Annotated in this window: 18 protein-coding genes; 9 read left to right on the top strand and 9 right to left on the bottom strand. The window is 67.7% G+C overall.

Translation table 11 applies throughout. From position 1 onward, the window contains the following. Window positions 1-13: 13 nt before the first annotated feature. The 4 genes from V7Q48_RS14040 to V7Q48_RS14025 form a co-directional block, all read right to left on the bottom strand. The gene (locus V7Q48_RS14040; RefSeq protein ID WP_333838891.1) at window positions 14-733 is read right to left on the bottom strand and encodes a peptidylprolyl isomerase; all 720 of its coding nucleotides are present in this window, start codon (window positions 731-733) and stop codon (window positions 14-16) included. Window positions 734-818: 85 nt separating this feature from the next. Then, on the bottom strand, window positions 819-1,334 hold the full coding sequence (coaD, locus tag V7Q48_RS14035) for a pantetheine-phosphate adenylyltransferase (protein WP_333838890.1): 516 nt from the start codon (window positions 1,332-1,334) through the stop codon (window positions 819-821). Next, window positions 1,334-2,239: a polyprenyl synthetase family protein gene (locus tag V7Q48_RS14030; protein ID WP_333838889.1), complete on the bottom strand. Its 906-nt coding sequence runs from the start codon at window positions 2,237-2,239 to the stop codon at window positions 1,334-1,336. Before V7Q48_RS14030 ends, coaD begins: the two co-directional genes overlap by 1 nt. 5 nt (window positions 2,240-2,244) lie before the next feature. Then, complete coding sequence (locus V7Q48_RS14025) at window positions 2,245-2,490, bottom strand: exodeoxyribonuclease VII small subunit (protein ID WP_333838888.1); 246 nt, start codon at window positions 2,488-2,490, stop codon at window positions 2,245-2,247. Window positions 2,491-2,600: 110 nt separating this feature from the next. Between V7Q48_RS14025 and purL the strand changes: the two genes are divergently transcribed. Then, entirely contained in the window at window positions 2,601-4,742 is a 2,142-nt protein-coding gene (gene purL, locus V7Q48_RS14020; protein ID WP_333838887.1) for a phosphoribosylformylglycinamidine synthase subunit PurL, read from the top strand. Window positions 4,743-4,895: 153 nt separating this feature from the next. Here the strand turns inward: purL and V7Q48_RS14015 are convergent, their stop codons facing one another. Beyond that, complete coding sequence (locus V7Q48_RS14015; protein WP_333838886.1) at window positions 4,896-5,729, bottom strand: Coq4 family protein; 834 nt, start codon at window positions 5,727-5,729, stop codon at window positions 4,896-4,898. Then, window positions 5,729-6,613 (bottom strand): phosphoserine phosphatase SerB, encoded by an 885-nt coding sequence (gene serB / locus V7Q48_RS14010; protein ID WP_333838885.1) that lies wholly within the window; start codon window positions 6,611-6,613, stop codon window positions 5,729-5,731. The genes V7Q48_RS14015 and serB overlap by 1 nt, the downstream gene beginning before the upstream one ends. Between serB and miaA the strand changes: the two genes are divergently transcribed. The 7 genes from miaA to leuA all read left to right on the top strand — a co-directional run bounded on the left by miaA (window position 6,606) and on the right by leuA (window position 14,500). Continuing rightward, window positions 6,606-7,601 carry a tRNA (adenosine(37)-N6)-dimethylallyltransferase MiaA gene (gene miaA / locus V7Q48_RS14005; RefSeq protein ID WP_333838884.1) on the top strand — a complete coding sequence of 332 codons (996 nt, stop codon included), beginning with the start codon at window positions 6,606-6,608 and terminating at the stop codon, window positions 7,599-7,601. The genes serB and miaA overlap by 8 nt on opposite strands. A 208-nt stretch (window positions 7,602-7,809) precedes the next feature. Beyond that, complete coding sequence (gene ilvB / locus V7Q48_RS14000; protein ID WP_333838883.1) at window positions 7,810-9,561, top strand: biosynthetic-type acetolactate synthase large subunit; 1,752 nt, start codon at window positions 7,810-7,812, stop codon at window positions 9,559-9,561. A gap of 10 nt (window positions 9,562-9,571) precedes the next feature. Continuing rightward, window positions 9,572-10,090, top strand: coding sequence for an acetolactate synthase small subunit (ilvN, locus tag V7Q48_RS13995; protein WP_333838882.1), 519 nt, complete (start codon window positions 9,572-9,574; stop codon window positions 10,088-10,090). Window positions 10,091-10,145: 55 nt separating this feature from the next. Further along, window positions 10,146-11,165, top strand: a complete 1,020-nt coding sequence (gene ilvC / locus V7Q48_RS13990; protein ID WP_333838881.1) for a ketol-acid reductoisomerase — start codon at window positions 10,146-10,148, stop codon at window positions 11,163-11,165. A 192-nt stretch (window positions 11,166-11,357) separates the two neighbouring features. Next, entirely contained in the window at window positions 11,358-11,816 is a 459-nt protein-coding gene (locus V7Q48_RS13985; RefSeq protein WP_333838880.1) for an I78 family peptidase inhibitor, read from the top strand. Between the two features lie 112 nt (window positions 11,817-11,928). Then, on the top strand, window positions 11,929-12,585 hold the full coding sequence (locus tag V7Q48_RS13980; RefSeq protein WP_333838879.1) for a YceI family protein: 657 nt from the start codon (window positions 11,929-11,931) through the stop codon (window positions 12,583-12,585). A 244-nt stretch (window positions 12,586-12,829) separates the two neighbouring features. Then, complete coding sequence (gene leuA / locus V7Q48_RS13975) at window positions 12,830-14,500, top strand: 2-isopropylmalate synthase (protein WP_333838878.1); 1,671 nt, start codon at window positions 12,830-12,832, stop codon at window positions 14,498-14,500. A gap of 38 nt (window positions 14,501-14,538) precedes the next feature. Here the strand turns inward: leuA and V7Q48_RS13970 are convergent, their stop codons facing one another. From V7Q48_RS13970 to V7Q48_RS13960, 3 genes are all read right to left on the bottom strand, one after another. Then, a complete protein-coding gene (locus tag V7Q48_RS13970) occupies window positions 14,539-15,036 on the bottom strand; it encodes an AHH domain-containing protein (protein ID WP_333838930.1) in 498 nt (165 codons plus the stop codon). A gap of 65 nt (window positions 15,037-15,101) precedes the next feature. Beyond that, entirely contained in the window at window positions 15,102-15,869 is a 768-nt protein-coding gene (locus tag V7Q48_RS13965; RefSeq protein ID WP_333838877.1) for a hypothetical protein, read from the bottom strand. A gap of 85 nt (window positions 15,870-15,954) precedes the next feature. Beyond that, window positions 15,955-16,437 (bottom strand): flavodoxin family protein, encoded by a 483-nt coding sequence (locus V7Q48_RS13960; protein WP_333838876.1) that lies wholly within the window; start codon window positions 16,435-16,437, stop codon window positions 15,955-15,957. 171 nt (window positions 16,438-16,608) lie between these two features. Here V7Q48_RS13960 and recJ point away from each other — a divergent pair, with 171 nt between their 5' ends. Next, the gene (gene recJ / locus V7Q48_RS13955) at window positions 16,609-18,423 is read left to right on the top strand and encodes a single-stranded-DNA-specific exonuclease RecJ (RefSeq protein ID WP_333838875.1); all 1,815 of its coding nucleotides are present in this window, start codon (window positions 16,609-16,611) and stop codon (window positions 18,421-18,423) included. Window positions 18,424-18,534: the final 111 nt, after the last annotated feature.

Genomic DNA, 18,534 nt, shown 5'->3' with positions numbered 1-18,534 from the left:
CGCCCCCGCCCGCTCAGTTCGAGCGCGACTTGCTCAGCATGTCGGCGGTGATCGCGCCGCTGGGGGCCGGTGCCACAAGCGCGGGGCGCGGCTTGTTGTCCGATAGGATCGAGGCCTGGACGATCTTGGTCGGGTTCTGCGGCGGCTCGCCGCGCACGAGCGTGTCGACCATGTCCATGCCGCTGATGACGCGGCCGAAGTTGGTGTACTTGTGATCGAGTGCGAAGCGCGGGTAGAATACGATGAAGAACTGGCTGTTGGCCGAGTTCGGTTCGTTGGTCCGCGCCATCGATACTGTGCCGCGCATGTGCGGGGCGTCGTTGAATTCGGCCTGGAGGTCGGGCAGCTTCGAGCCGCCCTGCCCGGTGCCGGTCGGGTCGCCGGTCTGGGCCATGAAGCCGTCGATCACGCGGTGGAAGATCACCCCGTTGTAGAAACCCTCGCGCGTCAGCGTCTTGATCCGCTCGACGTGATGCGGCGCCCATTCCGGCACGAGGCGGATCAGCACGCGGCCGCCGTTCGACAGGTCGAGGACCAGCACGTTGTCGGGATCGTGCGCCGGATCGGCGTCGATCACGTAGTTGATCTGGTGCTCGGGCACCACCTTGTCGAGCTTGAACGGTTGTGCGGGGGCCTTCTCGCCCTGCCGCTGCGCAAAGGCCGGCCCGGCGAGCGCCAGGCTGGCCACGGCGGTCACGCCCATCAGAACCTTGGTAAACGAACGGGCGATCATCAAGCCAGTCACCTTGTTGGAATGCGAGAGATGCCGATAATCCCGGCGCGCTGACACTGCAATGAACGAATCTGCGGTGCAGCGCTCAATAGTCGCCGAGCTGGCCCTGCTGCTGGACCCGCGCCACCACGTCGTCGCGCACCGCCGGCGTCACGAACCCGGCGATGTCGCCGCCGAACAGCGCGATTTCCTTGACCAGCTTGGACGCGATCGGCTGCAGGCTGACGTCAGCCATCAGGAAGACCGTCTCGATCCGGTCGTTCAGCTGCTGGTTCATGCCGGCCATCTGGTATTCGTACTCGAAGTCGGCCACCGCGCGCAGGCCGCGCACGATCACGCTAGCGCCCTGCTTCTCGGCAAACTTCATCAGCAGCGCGTTGAAGCCGACCACGCGGACGTTGTCGATGCCTTGCTCGTCCACTTCGCGCCGGACCATTGCCATGCGCTCATCGGGGGTGAACATCGGGTTCTTCGACGGATTGGTCGTCACGCCGACAATCAGTTCGTCGACCAGCTTGGCCCCGCGCCGAATGATGTCGAGGTGGCCGAGCGTGATCGGATCGAACGTGCCGGGATAGATGCCGATGCGCGGGGTCGTCATCAGTGGTTCCTCTCCACGATGAAGCGGGCCAGTTCGCGCAGCAGGTCGGCCTCGCTGCCGTGGCTCGCCAGGTGCTGCACCGCCTGCTCCACCAGCATGCGCGCCTGCTCGCGGGCGCGGTCGATCCCGAGCAGCGAGACGAACGTCTCCTTGCCCTGCGCCGCGTCCTTGCGCAGCGCCTTGCCGGCCGCCGCCTCGTCACCTTCGGCATCGAGCAGGTCGTCGGCGATCTGGAACGCAAGGCCGATGTCGCGAGCATAGCCGCGTAAGTGCGTGCGGCCCTCAGGCGGCAGGCGGCCGAGAATGGCGCCCATGTCCACGGCGGCGGCCAGCAATGCGCCGGTCTTGAGCTGCTGCAGCCGCGTGACGGTGGGCAGGTCGAAGGTCGCGGTCTCGGCGGCGATGTCCATCATCTGGCCGCCGGCCATGCCATGCATGCCGCTGTTCACCGCAAGGCAGCGGATCAGCTCGACGCGGGTGAACGGATCGCCGCTCATCGCCGGGTCGGACAGGACCTCGAATGCGAAGTCGTGCAGCGCATCGCCGGCGAGCACCGCAGTCGCCTCGTCGAAAGCCTTGTGCACGGTCGGCTTGCCGTGGCGCAGGGCATCGTCGTCCATGCACGGCAGGTCGTCGTGGATCAGCGAATAGACGTGGATCGCCTCGATCGCGGTGCCGGCACGGACCGCAGCCTCGCGGTCGACGCCGTACATTGCAGCGGTCGCCGTCACGAGCAGCGGGCGCAGGCGCTTGCCGCCGCCGATCGTGGCATAGCGCATGGCCTCGATCAGGCGATCGCGCGGATCGCCCGGCACGGGCAGCAGCGCATCGAAGCTGGCGTCGATGTCCGCCTGGATGGCCGCCAGGGCGGGCTTGAGCAGGCCGGTCGCGGCGGCGGCGGTCACGGCGCTCAGGCTCCGTCGAACGCGCGTGTGCCGGTGGCGCGGCCGTCACGATCGGCGACCACCGCCTCGATCCGGGCCTGGGCTGCATCGAGCCGGGCCTGGCAGTGCGCGCGCAGCGCCTCGCCACGGGCATAGAGGTCGATCGACTCGTCGAGCGGGGCCTCCCCGCTTTCCAGCCGGCGGACCACGCCTTCCAGTTCCTTGAGCGCGTCTTCGAAGCTGAGCGCGGCGATTTCGGGTGTCGTTGCCATCGGGCGCAGCAATGGCCGGGCGCGCCGGACCGGTCAAGGCGGGACTTCTCGGCAAAGGCCTGCCATCCACCCCTAGCGCAAACGCGCGCACGCGTTTATGGGCGCATGCCATGTCCCAGATCACCGCTGAAATCGTCGCCGCCCACGGCCTGTCGGAAGAAGAATATGCCCGCGTGCTTAACGCACTGGGGCGCGAGCCGAATCTGGTCGAGCTCGGCATCTTCTCGGTCATGTGGTCGGAGCACTGCTCGTACAAGTCGAGCCGCATCCACCTCAAGAAGCTGCCCACCACGGCACCGTGGGTGATCTGCGGCCCCGGCGAGAATGCGGGCGTGATCGACATCGGCGACGGCCAGGCCGCCATCTTCAAGATGGAGAGCCACAACCACCCCAGCTATATCGAACCCTACCAGGGCGCGGCGACCGGCGTCGGCGGCATCCTGCGTGACGTGTTCACCATGGGCGCGCGCCCCGTCGCCAACATGAACGCGCTGCGCTTCGGCCGGCCCGACCATCCCAAGATGAAGCATCTGGTGCAGGGCGTGGTCGCGGGTATCGGGGGCTACGGCAACTGCGTGGGCGTGCCCACCGTCGGCGGCGAAACCAATTTCCACAAGGCCTACGACGGCAACATCCTCGTCAACGCGATGACCGTGGGCGTGGCCGACACCGACAAGATCTTCTATTCGGCGGCCACGGGCCTCGGCAATCCGATCGTCTACGTCGGCTCCAAGACCGGACGCGACGGCATCCATGGCGCGACCATGGCGAGCGCCGACTTCGACGAGAAGAGCGAGGAAAAGCGCCCGACCGTGCAGGTCGGCGACCCCTTCACCGAAAAGCTGCTGATCGAGGCGTGCCTCGAACTCATGGCGACCGACGCGATCGTCGCGATCCAGGACATGGGCGCGGCCGGCCTCACCTCCTCGTCGGTCGAGATGGCCAGCAAGGGCGGCGCGGGCATCCGCCTCAACATGAACATGGTGCCGTGCCGCGAAGAGGGCATGACTCCTTACGAGATGATGCTCTCGGAAAGCCAGGAGCGCATGCTCATGGTCCTGAAGCCGGGCAAGGAACCTATGGCCGAGGCGATCTTCCGCAAGTGGGAACTCGACTTCGCGGTGATCGGCGAAGTGACCGATACCGGGCACATGGTGCTCGAATTCGACGGCGAAGTGGTCTGCGACATCCCGCTCGACCCGCTTGCCGACGACGCCCCACTCTATGACCGCCCGCATGTGCCGACGCCCAAGCCGGCGCCGCTGAGCGCCCTGCCCGAGCGCAACGACATCGCCGGCGATCTCGTCACGCTGATCGGCTGTCCCGATCTGGCCAACCGTCGCTGGATCTTCGAGCAGTACGACAGCCAGGTGGGTGCCGACACGCTGCAGAAGTCGGGTGGCGACGCGGCGGTCGTGCGCGTCCACGGCACCACCAAGGCGCTGGCGATGAGCACCGACTGCACGCCGCGCTATTGCTTCGCCGATCCCTACGAAGGCGGCAAGCAGGCGGTGGCCGAGACCTATCGCAACATCTGCGCGGTTGGTGCGACGCCGCTGGCGATCACCAACTGCCTCAACTTCGCCAACCCGCAGCGCCCCGAGATCATGGGCCAGATCGTGGGTTGCCTCGAAGGCATGGGCGATGCCTGCCGCGCGCTCGACTACCCGATCGTCTCGGGAAACGTCTCGCTCTACAACGAATCCAAGGCCACCGGCGGCGGCTCGGCGATCCTGCCGACCCCCGCGATCGGCGGCGTCGGCCTGATGCTCGACCACACCAGGATGGCGACCGTGGCGTTCAAGGCCGCCGGCGAGACCGTCTGGCTGCTCGGCCCTAAGGGCTCGCATCTCGGCCAGTCGCTGTTCCTGCGCGAAATTTGCGGCCGTGAGGAAGGCGAAGCCCCTTCGGTCGACCTCGCGCTCGAGCGCCGCAACGGCGAACAGGTGCGCGAATGGATCGCCGACGGCAAGGTGACTGCAGTGCACGACGTCGCCGATGGCGGCCTGCTCGTGGCGCTGGCCGAGATGGCGCTCGCCGGCAAGATCGGCGTGACGCTCGATGCCCCCCTTACCACCGCCGAAGCGTTTGGCGAGGACCAGTCGCGCTACGTCGTGACGACGCCGGCCGGGGTGGACCTCGAAGGCGCGGTGAAGCTGGGCACGACGGGCGGCGATTCGGTCGCCGGTGTGTCGCTTGCGACGCTGCGTGAGGCGAACGAGGCATTCTTCCGCGACTGGATGGCGGCCTAAGTCTTTCGGCCCCTCCACCACCGGCTGCGCCGGCGGTCCCCCTCCCCGCCTGACGGCAGGGAGGATCTGGGCGGCAGGGAGGATCTTCGGGTCCTCCCCATCTGCGATGGGGAGGTGGCAGGCGCGCCAGCGCCTGACGGAGGGGCTCGCGGCCTAGCGCGACCCCAGCAAGTCGTCGGGGTCGATCCCCTCGCTCCGCCAGACCGCATGGGCGCGCGAATAGGCGTGCTCCGGCACGATCCCCAGACGCCGCTGCGCCTCGTCCAGCGGCAGGGGCAGCAGCGATCGAATCGACTGCTCCATGAGGCGCGGACATGCCCGCCCGCGTCGCCAGGCCTCGCCCACGGCGCTAAGAACCGGGGCGCGGCTGCGCAGCCGCAGCTTCATCTGCAAGGCCGCCATCCAGGCGATGAACAAGTGGCCCAGCGCCGGTTGCTGCGGATAAGTGAAAGCGAGCACGCAGGCCTCGCCCAGCGCGTCGCGGCCATAGCCGGTGAGAACGTGCATCAGGTCGTGCACATCACGCAGCCGGCTCATGTACCACTGGAACTGGTCGTCGTAGCGCGGACGATCGGCAAGAAACCGCTCGGATTCGTCGACAAGTCCCTGCGCGGTCAGCCCCTCGCGCTCCATGAAATCGCAATAGGCCTGCCCCAGCGAACCGGCCGGCAAGCGCCGCAGGGCTGCGTGATCGTCGAGCAGCGCGGGCAGCCAAGGCTCGGCCATGGCAAGCGCACGGCCTTCGGGGCGTGACAGGAACGCAGCGCCCGCCTGGCCGCCGCCACGCCAGGGCAGCGCCGCGAAGATGCCGAAGACTTCGGCGGTGTTTTCCTTGTCGCGCATCAGCCGGCGGAAATGGCCATACGCCACCAGTGGCCGCAGGCGCGGCTTTTCGCGGGCCGGGTCGAACAGCGGCAATCGCGCGAACCGGCCCGCGAACTCGCCTGCGAACCAGTCCGCCCGCGATGCAGCCGGATCGCCCGCCATCAGTCGATCACCCAATCCTCGCGCGGGATGCCGAACAGTTCGAGAATGGCGGTCAGGTCGCCGCGGTCGATCCAGCCGTCGGCCGCCTCGCGCGCCTTGGGCTTGGCGTAATAGGCGATGCCATGCGTCGCCGCCTCGATCATCGGGATGTCGTTGGCGCCGTCGCCGGTGGCAAGGCTGATGCAGGCTGGGCCCAGCCGCTCGGTCTCTTCGAGCAGGACCTTCTTCTTGACGCCGCTGTCGACGATCCCGCCGACCAACTCGCCCGTCAGGCGCCCGTCGGTGATGCCGAGGCGATTGCCGACCACGCGATCGAAGCCGAGCTGCTCGGCCACCGGATCGGCAAAGGCGTGGAAGCCGCCCGTGACGAGCACGGTATGGCATCCGCGTGACTTGAGCGTGGCGACGAGCGTGCGCGCGCCCGGCATCGGGCGGATGCGCTCATCGAGGCACTGGGTGATGGCGGTCTCGGGCAAGTCGCGCAACAGGCCCACGCGCTCGCGCAGCGCGGATTCGAAGTCGAGCTCGCCTTGCATCGCGCGCTCGGTGATCGCGGCGATGCGCTCCTTGAGCCCTGCAAAGTCCGCCAGTTCGTCGATACATTCGGCCGCGATCATGGTCGAATCCATGTCCGACACGAAAAGGCGCGGTGTCTCGATGATGCGGTCCGACAGCAGCAGGTCACTGTTGGGGAAATGCGCGTCGAGGATCGCACGCAGGCCCGCCGGATCGGCGTCGATCACCTCGATCTCGAGCACCGAGGTGCAGAAATCGAGCATGCCGGCGCCGGCGACCGCCCAGCCGCGTTCGGCGATGGCCTGGGTAGCGCGCGCAAGATTGTCACCAAGCGACGTCGGGTCTGCTATCAGGCGGGCAATGAGCACGCGAAACTCCTCCACTCAATTCGACGCCGAAACCGGCAACCAGCACGGCGACGCAGCCGATACCCTGCCGCGCCTGGCGCTCATTGCAGGGCCGACTGCTAGCGGCAAGAGCGATCTTGCCGTCCGCCTGGCGCAAATGGAGGTGGACGCCGGGCGCCGCGCCGTGGTCATCAATGCCGACAGCGCGCAGGTCTATGCCGACCTGGCCGTCCTTAGCGCGCGCCCCTCTGACGCCGAGATGGCAGGCATTCCGCATCGCCTGTTCGGTACCTGGGACGGCGCGCAGGCCTGTTCCGCGGCCGATTGGGCCACCGCCGCCACCGCCGAGATCGACGCCGCCCATGCAGAGGGCGCCTTTCCCATCCTCGTCGGCGGCACGGGGCTTTACATCCGCACGCTGCTCGACGGCATTGCGCCTGTTCCCGCGATCGACCCGGACGTGCGAGCGGCGGTTCGCGCCCTGCCGGTGGCCGAGGCCCATGCCGCGCTCCTGATTGAAGACCCGGCTCGCGCTAACCAGCTTCATCCCTCAGACACCACCCGCGTCGCGCGCGCACTCGAAGTCGTCCGCTCCACCGGCCAACCACTGGCGCACTGGCAGGCCCGGCGTGAGGGCGGCATCGGCGATCGCGTGCGATTGCGGCCGCTGGTCCTGCTGCCCGACCGGGCATGGCTCTACGCCCGCTGCGACATGCGGTTCGCGCGCATGTGGCAAGGCGGCGCGGTCGAGGAAGTGTCCGCCCTGCTCGCCCGTAGCCTCGACCCCGATCTGCCGGTGATGCGCGCCATCGGCGTCCCCGAAATCGCGGGTTATCTGGACGGATCGCTCGACGAGGCCGCCGCGATCGCCGCCGGACAGCAGGCGACCCGGCGCTACGCCAAGCGGCAGTTCACCTGGCTGCGGCACCAGACGCCGGGGGATTGGCCACGCGACACGCACGAAAATTGCCTTGACAGCACCCGATTGGTTTCTTTATTTCACGAATAGCTGGTTGACATGCAGGTTTGTGTCAACTAGCAAGCCGTCAATTGCCTGGGTTTCCAGGTGCCCGAGTAGGGAGAGACGGCCCGGCGCAGGCAACTGCAGCCGGGCCGCATTTTTTGAGATTTTGGGCCGACGCAGGCAACTGCAGCCCGGCCGCAATTTTAAAGTTTCGGGGCCGCCCCCGCGGTCCGGCAAGTAAGGGAACAAGGTCGTGAAAACCGAGCGCAGCGGCGCCGAAATCCTGGTCGAGAGCCTGGTCGCCAAGGGCGTCGAATTCGTGTTCGGCTATCCCGGCGGCGCGGTACTTCCGATCTATGACGCGCTGTTCGGCGATGAGCGCATCCGCCACATCCTGGTCCGCCACGAAGCCGGTGCCGCCCATGCCGCCGAAGGCTATGCGCGCGCCACCGGCAAGCCCGGCGTCGTGCTCGTCACCTCCGGCCCCGGTGCGACCAACGCGGTCACCGGCATTGCCGATGCGTTCCTCGACTCGATCCCGCTCGTCGTCATCACCGGCCAGGTCCCCACCGGGCTGATCGGTTCGGACGCGTTCCAGGAAGCCGACACCGTCGGCATCACGCGCCACTGCACCAAGCACAATTACCTGGTGAAGGACCCGGCGCAGCTTGCCGCGACGGTCGACGAGGCCTTCCGCATCGCCACCGAGGGCCGCCCCGGCCCGGTCGTCATCGACATTCCCAAGGACGTCCAGATCGCGACGACCGCCTGGACCGGGCACGCCCCGCAGGCCCGCAACCGCTATGCCCCGCAGGTCGAGGCTCCGGCCGATGCCATCGCGCAGGCCGTGGCGATGCTGGCGCGCGCCAAGGCTCCGGTGTTCTACACCGGCGGCGGCGTCATCAATTCGGGTCCCGAGGCTGCGCGCCTGTTGCAGGACCTGCAGTCGATCACTGGTGCTCCCGTCACCTCGACGCTGATGGGCCTCGGCGCCTTCCCCGCCGCGCACAAGGACTGGCTGGGCATGCTCGGCATGCACGGCACCTTTGAAGCGAACATGGCGATGAACAAGGCGGACCTGCTGGTCTGCATCGGCGCGCGCTTCGACGACCGCGTTACCGGCCGGCTCGATGCGTTCTCGCCCAACAGCGCCAAGATCCACATCGACATCGACCGCGCCTCGATCAACAAGACCGTGCGCGTCGACCTGCCGCTCGTCGGCGATTGCGGCCGCGTCCTGCAGCAGCTGATCGACGCCTGGCATGCCGGTAGCCACGCCGCACAGGACCTGTCGGAATGGCACGCCCGCGTCGAGGGATGGCGCGCGCGCAAGAGCCTGTCCTACCCCAAGCGCACCAATGGCGAGATCATGCCGCAGCTGGCGGTCGAGCGGCTTTACGAGCTGACCCGCGATCGCGAGCCGATCATCAGCACCGAAGTCGGCCAGCACCAGATGTGGGCGGCGCAGTACTTCCACTTCGACAAGCCCAACAAGTGGCTGACCTCGGGTGGCCTGGGCACGATGGGCTATGGCCTGCCCGCCGCGATCGGCGCGCAGATCGGCTGCCCCGACGCGCTGGTAATCGACATCGCCGGCGACGCCTCGATCCAGATGAACATCCAGGAACTGGGCACTGCCACCCAGTTCCGCCTGCCGGTCAAGGTCTTCATCCTCAACAACGAGTGGATGGGCATGGTCCGCCAGTGGCAGGAGTTGACCTACGAAAGCCGCTATTCGAGCTCGTACTCCGATGCCCTGCCCGACTTCGTCAAGCTGGCCGAGGCCTATGGCTGGAAGGGCATCCAGATCGACACGCTCGATCAGCTCGATTCCGGCATCCAGGCGATGATCGATCATCCCGGCCCGGTGATCGTCGATTGCCGCGTCACCAAGGAGGCCAACTGCTTCCCGATGATCCCCTCGGGCGCCGCGCACACCGACATGATCCTCTACGGCGACGAAGTGGCCGGCACGATGGACGACGCGGCCAAGGCCCTAGTTTGAGTATATCGCAATGACCAAGATCGCAGCAGAGGCGCAGGAGCGCCACGTCCTCACCATCACGGTCGATAACGAGGCGGGCATTCTCGCCAAGATCGCCGGCCTGTTCACCGCGCGCGGCTACAACATCGACAGCCTGACGGTGGCCGACATCACCGACCAGCACGATGTCAGCCGCATCACCATCGTTACGCACGGCCCGCCTGCGGTGATCGACCAGATCCACGCCCAGCTCGAGCGCCTCGTGCCGGTGCACAAGGTGACCGACCTTACCGAAGTCGGCCCCTACGTCGCGCGCGAGCTGGCGCTGATCAAAGTGGCCGGCAAGGGCGAGAACCGCGTCGAGGCGCTCCGCCTCGCCGAAGTGTTCCGCGCCAATGTCGTCGACACCACCACGTCGAGCTTCATCTTCGAGCTGACCGGCGCGCCTGACAAGATCGACACCTTCGTCACGCTGATGAAGGAGCTCGGCCTCGTCGAGGTCGGCCGCACCGGCATCGTCGGCATGATCCGCGGCGCCCAGGCCGCCTGACGACACCCCATTTCACCGAACGCCAGAAACAGCTGAAATATCAAGGACGCATACCATGAAGGTCTATTACGACGCCGACTGCGATCTGAACCTGATCGCCGACAAGAAGATCGCGATCCTCGGCTACGGCAGCCAGGGCCACGCCCACGCGCAGAACCTGCGTGATTCGGGCATCAAGGATGTGGCGATCGCGCTGCGTCCGGGCTCGGCCAGCGCCGCCAAGGCCGAAGGCGCCGGCTTCAAGGTGCTCGCCAATGCCGATGCCGCCGCCTGGGCCGACATCCTCATGATCCTCGCGCCCGACGAACACCAGGCCGCGATCTATGCCGACGACATCCACGCCAACCTGCGCCCCGGCGCGGCGCTGGCCTTCGCGCATGGCCTCAATGTCCACTTCGGCCTGATCGAACCGCGCGCCGACGTCGACGTGATCATGGTCGCCCCCAAGGGTCCGGGCCACACTGTGCGCGGTGAATACACCAAGGGCGGCGGCGTGCCCTGCCTCGTCGCGGTCCACCAGGATGCGACCGGCAATGCCCACGACATCGCGCTGGCCTATGCCTCGGGCGTCGGCGGTGGCCGCTCGGGCATCATCGAGACCAACTTCAAGGAAGAGTGCGAAACCGACCTGTTCGGCGAGCAGGCCGTGCTGTGTGGCGGCGTCACCCACCTGATCCAGGCGGGCTTCGAGACGCTGGTCGAGGCCGGCTATGCCCCCGAGATGGCCTATTTCGAGTGCCTCCACGAAACCAAGCTGATCGTCGACCTGCTCTATGAAGGCGGCATCGCCAACATGCGCTATTCGATCTCGAACACCGCCGAATACGGCGACATCGTGACCGGCCCGCGCATCATCACCGACGAGACCAAGGCCGAGATGAAGCGCGTGCTCGCCGACATCCAGTCGGGCCGCTTCGTCAAGAACTTCGTCCTCGACAACCGTGCCGGCCAGCCCGAACTCAAGGCGTCGCGCAAGGCCGCGGCCGCGCACCCGATCGAGAAGACCGGCGCCCAGCTGCGCGCCATGATGCCCTGGATCGGCGCCAACAAGCTGGTCGACCAGAGCAAGAACTGATCGCGCCGGCCCTTTTACGGGGAATGACGGGAAACGGCCGGTCCGCCAACGCGGGCCGGCCTTTTTGCATCGTCGGCGAACGTCCGTGCGGTCTCGACCAGCGTCATGGCTCAGTCTCCAAAATGGAGCTAAATCGCACCGGACCCATCAAGCACCTCGGGCATTGTGCTCAGATAGCAGTCGAGAACCGCCATGCGCCATGCCACTGCCCCACGCGCGATCCAGGTACCCGCGGCCCTTGCAGGTCATGCGGACGGCAACAGCACTACACCTGCGTTCGTCATCCTCATTGCCGCGGCCTTCGCCCTTGGCGCCTGCGGCACGCAGGCGCCGCGCTCCGAAAGCGACACCAGCGCTCCGCTGACCCCGGCACCGGCCTCGTTGCCCCCTGCCGATCTGGCCTCGTCGGAGGCCTCGACCACGGCCGATGACGAACCACTCCCCGCCCTGACTTGCGGCGAGGCCAAGGCGGCGCGCTATATGGGCCAGGCCGAGACTCCCGCCCTGCACGAAACGGTATCGCGTGCGGTGGGGCATGCCAAAATCCGCTGGGTCCATCCCGGCGATGCCGTCACCCAGGATTATGCCCCCGGGCGCCTCAACGTCATCCTCGACGAAACCGGGCGAATCAGCGCCGTACGCTGCGGCTGAGGGGCCCCCAAGGCAAACGCCGGGGCATGCCATCCGCGCTTGCCAGCCCTGCCGGGCTTTGGCATCCCTTGGCCGCGCCGTGCCAATCGCCGCGCGCCCCCGGGAGACCATCATGACGATCTCGCTTCGCACTGCGCTTACGCTCGCCGCCCCGCTCGCCCTCGCCCTCGGCGCCACGCCGATGATCGCCCAGGCGCCCGCCATTCCCGGCCAGCCCGACAAGGCGCGCGTGACCGCCGGGACCTACACGGCTGATCCCAACCACTCGCTGGTCGGCTGGACGGTCAACCACCTCGGGTTCAACGATTACCTCGGCCTGTTCGGCAACGTCAGCGGCACGCTGGTGCTCGACCCCGCCAACCCCGCCGCCGCCAAGGTCTCGGTGACGATTCCGGTCAAGTCGGTGCTCACCGCCAGCGCGGGCCTCAACGGCCATCTCCTGCGCCCCGGCGCCGAGGGCAAGAAGCCCGACTTTTTCGGCCCTGCCCCGGCCGACGCGACGTTCGTCTCGACCGCAGTGACCCCCGGCGCCGACGGAACCAGCGCCAGCATCGCCGGCAACCTGACGCTCAACGGGGTGACCAAGCCCGTGACCATCGCCGCCAAGTTCGTCGGCGCGGGCAAGAACATGATGTCGGGCAAGACCACCGTCGGCTTCGGCGGCACGGCCACGATCAAGCGCTCGGACTTCGGCGTGAACGGCGCGCTTCCGGTCGTCTCGGACGATGTGCAGCTCAACATCACCATCGCCTTCGAAAAGTCGGCCTGATCCGCGCCCACCCCTCCCGCGACACGAAGGGAGGGGTGGGCCATCCGGCCAATGCCCGATTGCGACTGGACAAGCGCCGCGCCATTGCCCATAGCCTCGCGCGATGATCGCCGCGCTGAACCTTACCCTGCGACTTACACGCCCTTGGGCGTGAGCTGACGCGTCGGTTTCGCGGCGCGCACGGCGCCCAAGGGTTCACCCTTCACACCAGACGCACAGTTCCAGACATCAAGGTTCAGCCACCATGGCCATGCTGAAGACTCCCGGCATCAAGTATCGTCCGTTTCCGCAAGTCGACCTGCCCGACCGCCAGTGGCCCTCGCGCACCATCACCAAGGCGCCGCGCTGGCTCTCGACCGACATGCGCGACGGCAACCAGTCGCTCATCGACCCGATGGATGCCGACAAGAAGGCGCGTTTCTTCGACCTGCTGGTCAAGGTCGGCCTCAAGGAGATCGAGGTCGGCTTCCCCAGCGCGGGCGCGACAGAATACGACTTCATTCGCGGGCTGGTCGATCAGGACCGCATTCCCGACGACGTGATCATCCAGGTGCTCACCCAGTCGCGTGAAGACCTCATCAAGACCTCGTTCGAGAGCGTCGCCGGCGCCAAGCAGGCGATCGTTCACGTCTACAACGCAGTGTCGCCGCTGTGGCGTACGGTCGTGTTCGGCATGGAGCAGAGCGAGATCAAGGAGATCGCGCGCCGCGGTGCCACGATCCTGCGCGACCAGGCCGCCCGTTTCCCCGAGACCGACTGGCACTTCCAGTACAGCCCCGAGACGTTCTCGACCGCCGAACTCGATTTCTCGATCGCCTGCTGCGAGGCGGTGATGGACGTGCTGCAGCCTACGGTCGAAAAGCCGATCATCCTCAATCTGCCGGCGACGGTCGAAGCCTCGACCGCCAACATCTACGCCGATCAGATCGAGTATTTCTGCCGCAACCTGCCCGGCCGTGACCGCGCGGTCATCAGCCTGCACACGCACAACGACCGCGGCACCGGCGTCGCGGCGGCCGAGCTGGGCCTGATGGCAGGCGCCGATCGCGTCGAGGGCTGCCTGTTCGGCAATGGCGAGCGCACCGGAAACTGCTGCCTGGTGACGGTCGGCCTCAACCTCTACACGCAGGGCGTCGACCCCGAGCTGGACTTCTCCGACATCGACGAGGTGATCCAGACGGTCGAATACTGCAACCAGCTGCCGGTCCACCCGCGCCATCCCTATGGCGGCGAACTGGTGTTCACCGCGTTTTCGGGCAGCCACCAGGATGCGATCAAGAAGGGCTTCGCCGCGCAGGAAAAGCGCAACGACGAGCTCTGGGCCGTGCCCTACCTGCCGATCGACCCGGCGGACCTGGGCCGCAGCTACGAGGCGGTGATCCGCGTCAACTCGCAGAGCGGCAAGGGCGGCTTCGCCTGGGTGCTCGAACAGGACCAGGGCCTCAAGCTGCCCAAGAAGATGCAGGCGCACTTCTCGCGCCACGTCCAGGAACTGGCCGACGAACTGGGGCGCGAGCTTCAGGCGTCCGACATCTGGGGCGTGTTCCGCAAGGCCTATCGCCTCGATGCGCCCCAGCATTTCCAGCTGGTCGACTATGACGAACAGCGCGGTGCCGATGGCGCGCGGATCTTCGCGGGCAAGATCGCGGTCGACGGTAACGTCCAGTCGGTGAGCGGGCGCGGCAACGGCCTGATCTCCTCTGTCGTCGCCACGCTCAACGACGGCTTCGGCGTCGGCCTCGAGGTGCGTGACTATTCCGAACACGCGATGGGCAGCGGCACCGACGCGCGCGCAGCCGCCTATGTCGAGTGCGTGCTGGCCGATGGCCGCGTGGTCTGGGGCGTGGGCATCGACGAGGACGTCGCCACCGCGAGCGTCCGCGCCATCCTCTCGGCTGCCAACGCGGAGGCCTGAACTAAAGCGACGGGGCGGCCGGGATGGTCGCCCCGCCCTTACTGTTCGGTCTGCGCCCACAGCATATCAGCCATCGCATCGAGGTGGCTGAAATCGAGCGCCGGATCGTGCCGGTTAAGCAAGGCGCCATGCCAGCGCCGCGCGTCGAGCAGACGACGGCGCAGGGCACGCTGCAGCAGGTCGAGCCGCATCAACGCCTCGACATCGGCGTCGAGCCCCGCCTGACCCCCGGCGCGACGACGGTGCCGCTGCCACGACGCCTCGATCTGGCCCACCCGCTCCAGCACCATGCCGTTGTATTGGCGATGCGGGCCACGGTGCAGCGGCATGGCCGAGCGCCGCGCGGCACTCTCCGTCGCCGGAAGCAGCAAACCATTGCGGCGAAAATCGTGAAATCCCAGCCGCCGTTCGCCCAGCCGTCCCAGCATGCTGCCAAGACACGGGCGTGCCAGCATCTGCCTTGGAAGCAGGTGATGGCGCTGCAGTTGTGGGTCGTATCCAACGCGGCCCGGGACATTGACTGACGGAAAGGGCAACGCACCGCGGCACTCGCCGACTTGGGAGGCACGGCCCGGTCGGACCGAATCAGGAACGTCGCTTCCTACATCCATTGTCCCAAAATGGTACACGAATCCTGCGGTTCAAGCCAGAGCGAGCCCCCGCCCGCCAACTCGACCTGGCAGGCCTCGTTGACCGGCCCGTGCGCGACGAGCCAGTCGACAAGTCTCAAGGCGGCACGTCCCTCGGCTTCGCCAGCCGGCGCGCCATCCCGGCCCGACAGCGCGAAATCCTGCCCGACGAAAAACGTGAGGCCGGTGCTGTGCACCTGCCCCTCATCCCGCACCAGCCCGGCAAGCGCGATGGCCGGAAATGCCCCGCCGGCGAGCCACGGCTTGACAGCATCGGCGAACAGGCGGGGGCTGACGAGGGTGCGCGCCGGAAGCCAGGCGACGGCCACGGCATCGTCCAGCAGCGCCAGCATGATTTCCACCGCCGTCCGTACGACCGGTAGCAGGCTTTCGGCGCCGGCCAGATGCGGCCCGGCATGAAGCACCAGTGCTTCTGCAGCCTGATCAGGAACGCCGTTGGCAAGTCCTGCGCGAACGTAGCCCTCCGCGCCCGCAGGCGGCAATGGAGTAGCCGCGCCGGGTCCAAGGCCACAGAGATCGAACGTCAGGCCATTGCGCAGCAATTCCGCCCAGTGCGGTTCACCGGGCGGCAGATGGCTTATGGTGAAACCACCCGTCGTACCGAGCGCCGCCAGGGCAGACGCAGCCGGGCGCTTGCCGGGCGCGAACAAAATCGCGCCCAGCGCCATGCCGGCGCCGCCCTTGCTCGCCTCGCTCATGCCGGGAGCGCGCGTTGCCATGCCCATGCCTTCGCCTGCATTGCCCTGCCCACCATCACTCCTGTCGCGATCCGATCCGACCTAGATCCAGCCTGCCCCATGTCCCTTAAAACGCGCCGATTTCCAGACCCATGCACAGCGCCTGTCCCAATTCGCGACATGGGACGAGCGACGTAGGGTCGAGCCGCTTGGGCGCCAAGATCAACTCGGTTCGATCCGCACCGTTTACCACGATGCACCCGGGCGCCACGCGGCGCAGACGCCATCCCGTGACGATCCGGTCGACCTGGGCCTCCGCGCCTTGCCCCGCGGTGCCGGCGGCGATGGCGGTGGCATAGGGCCGCCCCTCGATCATGCCGAGCAGCGGATAATAGAGCCGATCGAAGCAGGCTTTCATCTCGCCGCTCATCGAGCCCAGGTTCTCGGGGCACACAAAGATGTAGCCCGCCGCTGCAAGGCAGTCCTCGGGCGTGACCGCGTCTGCCGCAACCATGCGCGACGCCCCGCCCGTGCTCTGCGCACCCTCCAGGCAGGCCTGCGCCATCGCCAGCGCGGCTCCGGTGCGGCTGTGCCAGATGATCAACAGCAAGATCGTGCACTCCGCTCGCCCGGTATCCCGCAATAGGAACGCCGGCGCGCAGGAAACGCCATCGCGACGATAGTGTCAAATTGGAGATAGTTTTTGCCGCGGGGGCAAAAGCCAAGGCTATGGGCGGCGCATCCTTTTGCAGCGCCGCCGTTTATCGGCTACCGCGCCGGGATGACTCCCGTTACCGCGATTACCCAATCCCTCTCCGGCCTCGCCTGGCGCTGGCGCGGCGGCAACATGGACATGTCCGGCCGCTTTGGCGGCGGCAACGGGCTGGGTGATGCGATCTCCGACAGCCTGGTCGACCAGCTGCTGTTATCACGCGGGGTTCCGCACGACGATCTCGAACGCCATCGTCGGCCCACGCTGCGCGATTTCCTGCCCGATCCCTCGATCTTCCGCGACATGGACCTTGCCGCGCGCCGGCTTGCCGATGCCGTGGTCGCGGGCGAGCGCATCACGGTCTATGGCGATTACGACGTCGACGGCGCGACTAGTGCCGCGTTGCTCTTGCGCCTGCTGCGCGGCCTGGGTGTTGAGGGTCAGCCCTATATCCCCGATCGCCTGCTGGAAGGGTATGGGCCGTCGGGCGAGGCGCTCGTCCGGCTGGGCCGCGAAGGTAGCCAGCTGATCGTCACGGTCGACTGCGGAGCCATGGCGCACGAGGCGCTCGGCCAGGCGCAGGCCGCGGGGATCGACGTCATCGTCGTGGACCATCACAAGTGCGCGGCCGAGCTTCCACCGGCCGTGGCGATGGTCAACCCCAATCGCCTCGACGAGGCCGACGATGCCGCCGCGCACGGTCACCTTGCCGCCGTCGGGGTCGCTTTCCTGCTGGCCGTCGCCACGGTGCGCGTCCTGCGCACGCGCGGCTGGTTCGACGATCGCCCGGCGCCCGATCTGATGGCTTTGCTCGACCTCGTTGCCCTGGGCACGGTCGCCGACGTCGCCCAGCTTAAGGGGCTCAATCGCGCGCTCGTGGCGCAAGGTCTCAAGATCATGGCCCGGCGCGGCAACGTCGGCTTGGCGGCGCTCATCGACGCCAGCCGCATCGCCCGCGCGCCGACCGCCAGCGACCTCGGCTTCGCGCTGGGCCCGCGGATCAACGCGGCCGGCCGCATCGGCGATTCCTCGCTCGGCGTACGTCTGCTCACCACCGAAAACCCCGACGAGGCAGCTGACATCGCCGCCCGCCTCTCCGCGCTCAACGACGAGCGCCGCGCGATCGAACAGGCCGTGCAGGAAGCCGCCGAGGCCCAGGTCGACGCGCAGCACAACCGCGCGGTGGTGGTCGTCGCCGGACGCGGCTGGCATCCGGGCGTGATCGGCATCGTTGCCGGGCGGATCAAGGAGAAGACCGGCAAGCCTGCGCTCGTGATCGCGCTCGATGATGGCGAAGTGGCCGAAGTCGACGGCGCCGGCATGGGCAAGGGTTCGGGGCGCTCGATCCCCGGCGTGGATCTCGGGGCGGCGATCATCGCAGCGCGCGAGGCCGGGCTTCTGATCAAGGGCGGTGGCCATGCCATGGCCTGTGGTCTCACCATCGCACCCGAGCAGGTCGAGCCGCTGGCCGACTGGCTCGACGAGCGCCTTGGCCGAGACGTGGGCGCCGCCCGCGCCGCGCAAAGCCTGGCGCTCGATCTCTCGCTCAGCCCGGGTGGGCTCACCCCCGCCCTGGTCGAGGCGCTCGATGGCGCCGGCCCCTATGGTATCGGCTGGCCCGGCCCGCGCGTGGCGATCGGTCCGGTGCGGCTGGTCAAATGCGACCTCGTCGGCAACGACCACGTTCGTGCGATCGTGTCGGGCAGCGACGGCCGCTCGTTCAAGGCCATGGCCTTTCGGGCAGCGCAGACCGAACTGGGCCAGACGCTGCTGCACGGTTGCAAGGGGCGCCAGCTGTGGCTCGCCGGGCGCGCGCGGCTCGACGATTGGGGCAGCCGCCCGGCCGCGGAACTGCACATCGAGGACGCCGCGTTCGCCGATTGAACTTTTTTGCCCCCGTGGGTTGACGCACCCGCCCGGTGCTAATAGAGGCGCGGACCTGCCCAGCGGCGCAAGCCCGGCGGCCCCTTCGTCTAGCGGTCAGGACGCGGCCCT

This window comes from Novosphingobium sp., assembly GCF_036803765.1.
Classification (GTDB): domain Bacteria; phylum Pseudomonadota; class Alphaproteobacteria; order Sphingomonadales; family Sphingomonadaceae; genus Novosphingobium.
The sequence above is the reverse complement of the archived record's forward strand: the minus strand, read 5'-3'. Positions and strand labels throughout refer to the sequence as shown.